General features: G+C 72.9%; 8 protein-coding genes and 1 pseudogene. 3 read left to right on the top strand and 6 right to left on the bottom strand.

The genetic code is table 11. The features are described from left to right. A pseudogene (locus tag DQW06_RS11385) lies at positions 1–182 on the bottom strand (amidohydrolase family protein); the annotation flags it as partial. Positions 183–389: 207 nt separating this feature from the next. On the opposite strand from DQW06_RS11385, the gene DQW06_RS11390 reads away from it, so the two are divergent. Next, on the top strand, positions 390–968 hold the full coding sequence (locus tag DQW06_RS11390; protein WP_071621133.1) for a TetR/AcrR family transcriptional regulator: 579 nt from the start codon (positions 390–392) through the stop codon (positions 966–968). 87 nt (positions 969–1,055) lie between these two features. On the opposite strand, the gene DQW06_RS11395 is transcribed toward DQW06_RS11390, so the two are convergent. Further along, positions 1,056–2,600 carry a trypsin-like serine protease gene (locus tag DQW06_RS11395; protein WP_071621131.1) on the bottom strand — a complete coding sequence of 515 codons (1,545 nt, stop codon included), beginning with the start codon at positions 2,598–2,600 and terminating at the stop codon, positions 1,056–1,058. A 179-nt stretch (positions 2,601–2,779) separates the two neighbouring features. Here DQW06_RS11395 and DQW06_RS11400 point away from each other — a divergent pair, with 179 nt between their 5' ends. After that, a complete protein-coding gene (locus DQW06_RS11400) occupies positions 2,780–3,454 on the top strand; it encodes a response regulator transcription factor (protein WP_013155934.1) in 675 nt (224 codons plus the stop codon). Next, positions 3,451–4,587, top strand: a complete 1,137-nt coding sequence (locus DQW06_RS11405; RefSeq protein WP_013155933.1) for a HAMP domain-containing sensor histidine kinase — start codon at positions 3,451–3,453, stop codon at positions 4,585–4,587. Before DQW06_RS11400 ends, DQW06_RS11405 begins: the two co-directional genes overlap by 4 nt. Here DQW06_RS11405 and DQW06_RS11410 read toward each other — a convergent pair. The 4 genes from DQW06_RS11410 to DQW06_RS11425 form a co-directional block, all read right to left on the bottom strand. Continuing rightward, entirely contained in the window at positions 4,571–5,800 is a 1,230-nt protein-coding gene (locus DQW06_RS11410) for a cytochrome P450 (protein WP_041553487.1), read from the bottom strand. The two genes, DQW06_RS11405 and DQW06_RS11410, sit on opposite strands and share 17 nt — an antisense overlap. A gap of 104 nt (positions 5,801–5,904) precedes the next feature. After that, positions 5,905–6,702, bottom strand: a complete 798-nt coding sequence (locus tag DQW06_RS11415) for a DUF4097 family beta strand repeat-containing protein (protein WP_013155931.1) — start codon at positions 6,700–6,702, stop codon at positions 5,905–5,907. Between the two features lie 76 nt (positions 6,703–6,778). Beyond that, positions 6,779–7,324, bottom strand: a complete 546-nt coding sequence (locus DQW06_RS11420) for a histidine kinase (protein ID WP_370449067.1) — start codon at positions 7,322–7,324, stop codon at positions 6,779–6,781. Positions 7,325–7,449: 125 nt separating this feature from the next. Then, positions 7,450–7,986, bottom strand: a complete 537-nt coding sequence (locus DQW06_RS11425) for a flavin reductase family protein (protein WP_117198414.1) — start codon at positions 7,984–7,986, stop codon at positions 7,450–7,452. Between the last annotated feature and the right edge of the window lie 61 nt (positions 7,987–8,047).

Below are 8,047 nucleotides of genomic sequence, written 5' to 3' on the forward strand. Positions count from 1 at the left end.
CCGCCCAGGCCGAGGATGTCGGCGTTGACGCCGGTGGCCGACACGAGCGCCCGCATGGGTGACTCCAGCTCGGCGCGCAGCCGCAGCTCCTCGCCCCGGCACCGCTGGTTCGGCCCGATGAGGTCCGAACCCAGGCCGATCCGCGGGCCCGCCGCACGGGAGGCCTCCAACGCCGAGGCCATGCGCTGACGGACCCGGCGAGGCGGTCCCGCACACCCACGTCGACCGCGGTCGGGTCGGCGCCCGATCCGTCCGCGACGATGCCGCCGGCGAACCAGGCATCGGCCACGGGGCCTCCTCTCCGGGACTGCGACCCACCATCCTCAACAGTGGTGAATTCGCTGTGCGGTAACGTACTCAACAGTGGTGAATTCGTCAAGGGAGGCAGTGTGAGGGCACCGGTCGGGGAAGGCAGGGAGCGCCTCCTGCAGGCGCTGTTCGAGGAGTACGGCGGGAGCGGCCCCAGCCCGAACCTGTCGATGCGCCAGGTGGCGGAGCGGCTCGGCGTACACCACACGCTGCTGACCTACCACTTCGGGTCGCGGCCGGGACTCCTGCGCGCCGTGCTGCTGGAGGCGCGCCGCCGCGACAACCTCGTCATCGCCGCGACCGGCGGCGAACTCGGGTTCGCCGCCCTGTGCAGGGCCGTGTGGAGCTTCTACGCGAACGACGCGCACGAGGACCGGATCCGCGCCTTCTTCCACCTGGTCGGACTCGCGGTGTACGAGCACGACGTCTTCCATGAGTTCGTCGCCGACATCGACGACCTGGCGTCCCTCCTCGAAGCGGCCGCCCTTCGCGACGGACACACGGCGGCGGACGCGAGGCAGCGGAGCATCATCGCGACCTCGTGCCTGCGAGGGCTGTTGCTGCAGAGGCTGCTGGCCCCCTCCGCCGAGGTCGACGCCGCGGCCGAGCGCTTCATCACGTCGTTGGCGGCGTCCGGGGGCGACAGCCCGGCGTCGTGAACCACGAGGACGCGGTGGGCCGCGCCGGGGCCGCGCACGGACTCCCCGTCGCGGCCCCGAAAGCGTCGGGCGGGCCGGTCGGAACGGTCAGGCCGACCCGGCGCCGGTGAGGGAGCAGCCCCGGCGTGACAGGTCCAGCTCCGAACGGTCGGTCAGGCAGGCCGGGACCGTGTGGACCTGCTGGCCGTAACCGCGTCCCCGCTCGAAGGTCACGTTCCCGTCCGCGTCCACCTCGCAGGGGTTGTCGTCGGTGCACTCCTCGCCGTCCCTGTTGTGGGTGTTGTGGACGCCCACGACGGTGGAACCGTCGGGGGCCAACAGCACCGAGCCGGACATGCCGGGGTAGGGGAGGCATCCCTCACCGGAGGCGTAGCGGATCGGGTCGTCCTGTTGGTAGCCGCCCTCGCGCAGGTGCGCGGGCACGGCCTCGACGGAGCAGTCCGAGCGGGTGCCGGGAGAGACCATGGTCACCTCGTCGCCGGGGCGCACGGGGGTGGTGCCGAGTTCGAAGGTCTTCGCCCCCTGGGAGGCCAACTGCTCGTAGGTCCGGTCCAGGCGGTAGAGCGCGACGTCGGTTCCGGTCATCGTCGCGTACACCAGGCGCTCGGCCCGGGCGGTGACCCGGGGATAGCCCCGGGGGTCGGCCACGGGCACCTCCAGGTCGGCGGGCCGGTCCACGAGGGCCTCCCCCGGCGCCGGCCAGTCCTCCCGTACGCAGTGGCCGTTGGTCAGCATCAGCGCCGGCGCGTCCGGCTCCGAGGCCGGGGTGCGCACCACCGAGCCCACGCAGCCCTGGAGGTCCACCATGCCCTCCACGTCCGGGATCTCGTCGTCCGGGGGCACGTCGGTGCCGGAGACGACACCGTCGATCCACCCGGTGTGCCGGGTGGCGTCGGTGAACAGCGTGGGCGCCCCCTCCCCGCTGGGACCGCTGACCACCCCGGCCAGCGCCCACGCGCCGTCCTCGCGGACCAGCGCGGGACCGCCCGAGTCCATGTTGGCCGCGGCCACGCTCCCGTCCCGGCTGCCGACGCACAACTCGCCCTCGACCGCCTGGCCGAGGCACGCCGAGGGCGGCTGCACCACGGTGTCGGCCTCCCGCAACCGTGTCGGGAAGCAGTCGGGGTTCCCGGCGTCGTCGCACGTCATGCCCCAGCCCATGATCCGCACCGGTGTCCCGGGCGGTGGCGAGGCCGAGGCGATGGGCAACGGTTGGGCCTCGACGGGGCGCTCCAGGTGCATCAGCGCGAGGTCCCTGCCCCAGAAACCCCCCTCGTCCCCGCTCGTGGCCAGCCGGTAGTAGTGGTCGACCTCGGCCACCTCGCCTCCGGAGTCGGAGTCCGGCGACCCGACGCGGACGCTCCAGCCCCGCGGAACGCCCGTCCGCGCGTTGGTCGGGTTCTTGCCCGCGCAGTGGCTGGCGGTCAGCACCCACTGGGGAGCCAGGACGACGACCCCGCACCCGTGGCCGTCCGGGCGCGGCGGCGCTGGGTAGTCAGGCTGGAACGAGCCCATGAACTCATACGACTGTGTTGAAGGGTTCCCGCCCACGATGGCGTGCGCCGGGACCGCGGTGACCACGGTCGCGGTCACCGCGAGGACGAGAGCGGACAGGAGAGTACGACTTCGCATGCGCCCGACCGTAGGAGGGCGGTTGTTGCGCGGATGTGTGGTCCTCGTGCCCGGCGCCCAACGTTTTCGCAACAGGCCCCCGCCTATGCTGAACGGCCACGGAGCCGGGTCGCGCGGACGCCGGCGCCGTCGGCGGGGCGTGCCGGGACGCGGCAGCGATCGGAGCGGGAGGGGGCACCATGCGTGTGCTGATCGTCGAGGACGAGGTCTTCATGGCCGAGGCGCTCCAGGCGGGGCTGCGCCAGGAGGCCATCGCCGCCGACATCGCCCTCGACGGCGACCAGGCGCTGGAGCGCGCCGCGGTCAACGACTACGACGCGATCGTCCTCGACCGGGACATCCCGGGGGTCCACGGTGACGACGTGTGCGCGGCGGTGGTGCGCGACCATCCCGGGACCAGGGTTCTGATGCTCACCGCCGCGACCCGGCTACGGGACAAGGTGGGCGGATTCGCCCTGGGCGCCGACGACTACCTCACCAAGCCCTTCGCTCTGGAGGAACTGGTCGTGCGCCTGCGCGCACTCGCCCGGAGGCCCTCGTCGTCCGTTCCGCCGGTCCTGGAATGGGGCGGACTGCGCCTGGACCCGTACCGCAGGGAGGCCGAACGGGACGGGCGCCGTCTGAGGCTGCCCCGCAAACAGTTCGCCGTCCTGGAGCTGCTCATCAGGGCGGGAGGGGGCGTGGTCAGCTCCGAGACGCTGCTGGAGAAGGTCTGGGACGAGAACGCCGACCCGTTCACCAGCGCGCCCCGGGTGACGATGTCGCAGCTGCGCAGGACCCTGGGCAGGCCGGACCCCATCGTCACCGTCCCCGGAGCCGGGTACCGCCTCGCGGCCCCCGGGGAGGAGCGGTGAACGCCCGCGTCCCCGCCCCGTCCGGGAGGAGGGGCAGCGCACGCCTGCGCCTGACCCTGAGCTACGCCGGTTTCCTCGTGGCGGCGGGCCTGGCGGTGCTGGCCGGGGTCTACGTGGTCCTGCGCTACGTCCCCGACTACCCGCTCACCGCGGCCAACCCGCGCGACTCCGGCGGCCCGGTCGTCCCCACCCGCGGGCAGATCCTCGACGCCGTCGTCATGGTCTCCGGGGTCGTCCTGGCGGTGTTGGCCGTGATCGGACTCGTCGGCGGGTGGTTCCTCGCCGGATGGGTGCTGCGCCCCCTGCACCGGATCAACGAGGCCGTGCGCATCGCCGCCTCGGGGCGGCTGGAGCACCGCATCCGGCTGCACGAGCGCAACGACGAGTTCCGACAGCTCGCCGACGCCTTCGACCACATGCTCGACCGCCTGGAGAACGCGTTCGAGACCCAGGAGCGCTTCGCCGCCAACGCCTCCCACGAACTGCGGACCCCGCTGGCCGTGACGGCCACCCTCCTGGACGTGGCCCGCCGCGACCCGGAGGGGCAGGACGTCCCGCACCTGGTCGAACGGCTCAGCGTCACCAACGCCCGGGCGGTCGAGCTCACCGAGGCCCTCCTGCGGCTGGCCGACGCGAACGCCGTGACCGCCGTCTCCGTGCCGGTCGACCTGGCCGACATCGTCCGCGACGTCGTGGCCGAGAACTCGGCGGAGGCCGAGCGCCGCGGGGTGCGGCTGTACCTCGCGTCGGCTCCGGCGCCGACGCTCGGCGACCCCGCACTGCTCACCCAGCTCACGCAGAACCTGGTGCAGAACGCGTTGCGCCACAACGCGGGGCGGGACGGGACGGCTTCGGTCAGCACCGGTCACGCCCCCGGCGCCGGGACCGTCCTGCGGGTCGACAACACCGGTCCGCACCACACGCCCGAGACGGTGGCCCGACTGCACGAACCCTTCCTGCGCGGGCAGGGCAGGTTCGGGGCCGACCCGGGTCACGGGCTGGGCCTGGCCCTGGTCGCGCGGGTGGTCGAGGTCCACGGCGGCGCGCTGGACCTGCGACCGCGCGCGGGCGGGGGGCTGACCGTGACGGTCACGCTCCCCCGCCCGCACGGTCACCTCACGCCGTCACCGTAGACACGTCCCAGGTGACCGGGAGGCTCTTCAGCCCGTGCAGGTCCGCGGTCTCCGGACGCAGTCCGGCCTCGACCTCCTCGGCCGGCACGGCCAGGCGCAGCGTGGGGAAGCGGTCGAACAGCGCGGGCAGCGCGACCCGCATCTCGACGCGGGCCAGCTGCTGCCCCAGGCACTGGTGGATGCCGTGGCCGAAGGCCAGGTGCCCGCCCTCGCGCCTGCCGACGTCGAGGACGTGGGGGTCGGTGAAGCGCTCGGGATCGCGGTTGGCGGTGTTGAGCGACACGATGACCGTCGTACCGGCCTCGACGGTCCGGCCGCCCAGCTCGACGTCCTCCAGCGCCGTCCTCATGAACGTCTTGGCCACGCTCAGGTACCGCAGCAGCTCCTCCACGGCACGGTCGGCGAGCGCGGGTTCGTCCCGCAGCGCGGCCAGCTGCGCCGGATCGCGCAGCAGTGCGAAGGCGCCCAGCGCCAGGGTGTTCGCTGTGGTGTCGAACCCGGCCGCCAGCAGGACCAGGCTGATCCCCTTCAGCTCCTCGTCGGTCAGGTCGCTGTCGGTGAGGTCGCTGAGCACGTCGTCGGTGGGGTTCGCGCGCTTGGCGGCCACCAGTTCCGCGAGGTAGCGCTGGGTCGCGGTGTAGGCCGCTGTCAGGTCCTCGTCGCTCGTCTCCCCGCTCATGAACTTGTCGATGTTCTCCTGGAAGGAGCGCCGGTCCTCGTACGGCACCCCCAGCAGCTCACAGATCACCATGGTGGGGACGGGCTTGGCGAACGCGGTCACCAGGTCCGCCGTCGGCCCGGCCGCCTCCATGGCGTCCAGGTGCTCGGCCGTGATCTCCTCGACGCGCTCGGTGAGCAGCCGCATCCGCCGCGCGGTGAACCTGCCCACCAGCGGTTTCCTGTAGCGCCCGTGCTGCGGCTCGTCCATGAGGAGGAACTCGCCGGGCGGCGCCGGAGGGACCTCGATGTCGCCGTAGTCGATCAGCGGGTGGTGGCGCATGAGCTCCTTGCGGGAGCTGAAGCGCGGGTCGGCCAGGACCGACCGGACCAGGTCGTATCCGGTGACCAGCCAGCCCTGGTGGCCGTCGGGGAAGGCGTAGCGGCTGATGGGGCCGTGCTCGCGCGCCCGGAGCAGTTCCTCGGGCGGATCGAAGGGACAGCCGGGCCGACGCGCCTCGGGCAGCGCCGTGACGGTGTGGAGGGGGTCGCTCATGGCCGTTCCTCGTCTGGCGGTGGTGTGTGTCCGGCGCAGTCCGGTGACCGCGACGGCCGAGCGGGGGGTGCGCTGGTTCATGTTCGGTCTCTTCTTCCGTCTGTTCAGGACCGGTGGACGATGACGTCGCCGTGGACGCTGCGGGCGCGGATCTCGACGGTCTCCTCGGCGGGGCCGGGGCCGTCGGCGGCCTCCAGGGAACTGCGCACGACGCCCTTCTTGGACACCGCGTCCAACCAGGCGGCGGTGCCCTCGCGGACGCCGATCTCCAGTTCCCCGAAGGCGGTCCCGATGTCGATGCCGCCCCGGACCACCTGGCCGAGCCGGATGCTGCCGTGGTGGGTGCGCGCGGTGACGGAGGCCAGGGCGCGGTCGGCGGTGATGTCACCGTGCGCGGAGTTGGCCCGCAGGTCACCGGTCACCGTGCCGAGGGTGAGGGCCCCGCCCGTGGACTTGACCACGGCGGAGCCGTCGATCTCCCCCGCGCGGACCCAGCCGTGTCCCGTGGTGAGCTCGGCGTTGCCGGTGACGCGGTCCACGGCGATGTTGCCGTTGGAGAAGGTGATCTCGGACGCGCCCAGGACCCCCTCGCAGCGGGCGCTGCCGAAGCCGCCGCTGACGTGGACGCGCGAGCCCGCGGGCAGTTCGACGGTGATGTCGACCATGCCCTTGCGCCCGATCACGCGGCCCAGGCCCGAGGGCTGGGGGTCCCTCACCTGGAGGCGGCCTCCGGCGTACTCGACCTCGACCTGTTCGGCGGCCCGCACGTCGCTCTCCTTGGCGGCGTCGCGCGGGTGGACCTCGACGGTGGTCTCGGTGCGGCCTCCGGCGTTGATCTGGAGGGTTCCGGCGACCAGGGTGATGTCGGCGGTGACGGGTCCGGGGGTGTCGAAAGTTGGCATGGCTGTCTCCCTGACGTGGCGTTGGTGGTCGTCTCCGCCGGTGGGAGACGTGGTGGAGTCGGGCGGCCGGGTCCGGTCAGCGGACCCAGCCGGTGTAACCGCGGCCGATCTGGCGTGCCCGGGTGTCGGGTCGGCGCCTGCCGCTGTCGAGGGACGCGGTCACCGCGCGCACCAGCCAGGCGTTGACCGACAGCCCCTCCCCGCGGGCCGCCTCCTCGACGTGCGGCTTGAGGCGGTCGGGCAGGCGCAGGGTGATCCGCGACGTGCCCCCGTCCTCGGCGTCGGCCCGGAGCTGCTCCGTGAGGGCCCGGTCGGCCTGTCTGACGTCATCCTGGTGCGCCTGTGGCGTCATGAGACCGTCGTCTTCGACGTCCTCGAAGTCGGGTGACGTCACGATGAAGTCAGCCCGCCGTCCGCGCAGCCGGACCTCGACCGACCCGGGCGCGAGTTCGCGCGTGATCTCGTCTGCGGCGGCGGAGAGCGCGTCCAGCAGAGTCAGCCGCGCAGCGGGTTCCAGAGCTGCACTGAGACGTTCGGCGATGATCCGGGCGTCCTCGTTCCCGGCCTCGGCGGCCACCTGGAGCTGGCGTCGGAGTTCATCGACATACGGCATCAAATCCATGACGTCATGATGGCGTCAAATATGACGTCATGTCAAGCGTCCGCCGCGCACGACTGAGCGCCGTACCCCCGCGGGGGTACGACGCGTCACCGCCGGGTCCTGGGCGGCCGTCGGAGTCGCCCTGGTCAGGCGGGGTTCGGGCCGTGCAGAGGGACGAAACCGCCGAAGGCGCCGCGGTGGTACAGCAGCGGCGGACGGAGGTCGTCCAGGACCAGGGTGTGCGTCACCTCGCCGACGACCAGCCAGTGGTCGCCGATCAGCCGGGTGTCGAACCTCCTGCACACCAGGCTGGCGGACACCCCGTCGAGCAGGGGGACCTCCTCGGGACCCGGGCGCCACGACGTCGGCGGGGCGAAGCGGTCCGCGCCGCTGCGGGCGAACCTCGCCGCCAGGTCCGTCTGGTCCTCGGCCAGGAGGTGTACGGCGAACGCCCCGGCCAGGTGCAGCGTCGTCCACGTCGAGGAGGTCTCGGCGACGTAGAAGGCCACCAGCGGCGGATCGAGGCTCACGCTGGTGAACGAGGTGGCCGTCAGTCCGACGGGGCGGCCGTCGACACCGGCCGTGATGACGACGACCCCCGCCGGGTGGTGCCGCAGCGTCGCGCGGAACCGGGCGGCCTCGGAGGCGGGGTGGGGCGGGGAAGCGCTCTGCGCGGTGCTCATCGGACTCTCCCTCGGTACTGGGAACGCGGCGTTCAGGCGGCGTGCGCCACGGGGCGGGGCC

The organism is Nocardiopsis sp. TNDT3 (assembly GCF_003427465.1).
GTDB classification, from domain to species: Bacteria; Actinomycetota; Actinomycetes; order Streptosporangiales; family Streptosporangiaceae; genus Nocardiopsis; species Nocardiopsis dassonvillei.

Bases quoted from the DNA above. Each gene is read 5' to 3' on its own strand.
- DQW06_RS11410 (WP_041553487.1), bottom strand. From the start codon at position 5,800: ATGAGCGACCCCCTCCACACCGTCACGGCGCTGCCCGAGGCGCGTCGG.
- DQW06_RS11415 (WP_013155931.1), bottom strand. From the start codon at position 6,702: ATGCCAACTTTCGACACCCCCGGACCCGTCACCGCCGACATCACCCTG.
- DQW06_RS11395 (WP_071621131.1), bottom strand. From the start codon at position 2,600: ATGCGAAGTCGTACTCTCCTGTCCGCTCTCGTCCTCGCGGTGACCGCG.
- DQW06_RS11425 (WP_117198414.1), bottom strand. From the start codon at position 7,986: ATGAGCACCGCGCAGAGCGCTTCCCCGCCCCACCCCGCCTCCGAGGCC.
- DQW06_RS11400 (WP_013155934.1), top strand. From the start codon at position 2,780: ATGCGTGTGCTGATCGTCGAGGACGAGGTCTTCATGGCCGAGGCGCTC.
- DQW06_RS11420 (WP_370449067.1), bottom strand. From the start codon at position 7,324: ATGGATTTGATGCCGTATGTCGATGAACTCCGACGCCAGCTCCAGGTG.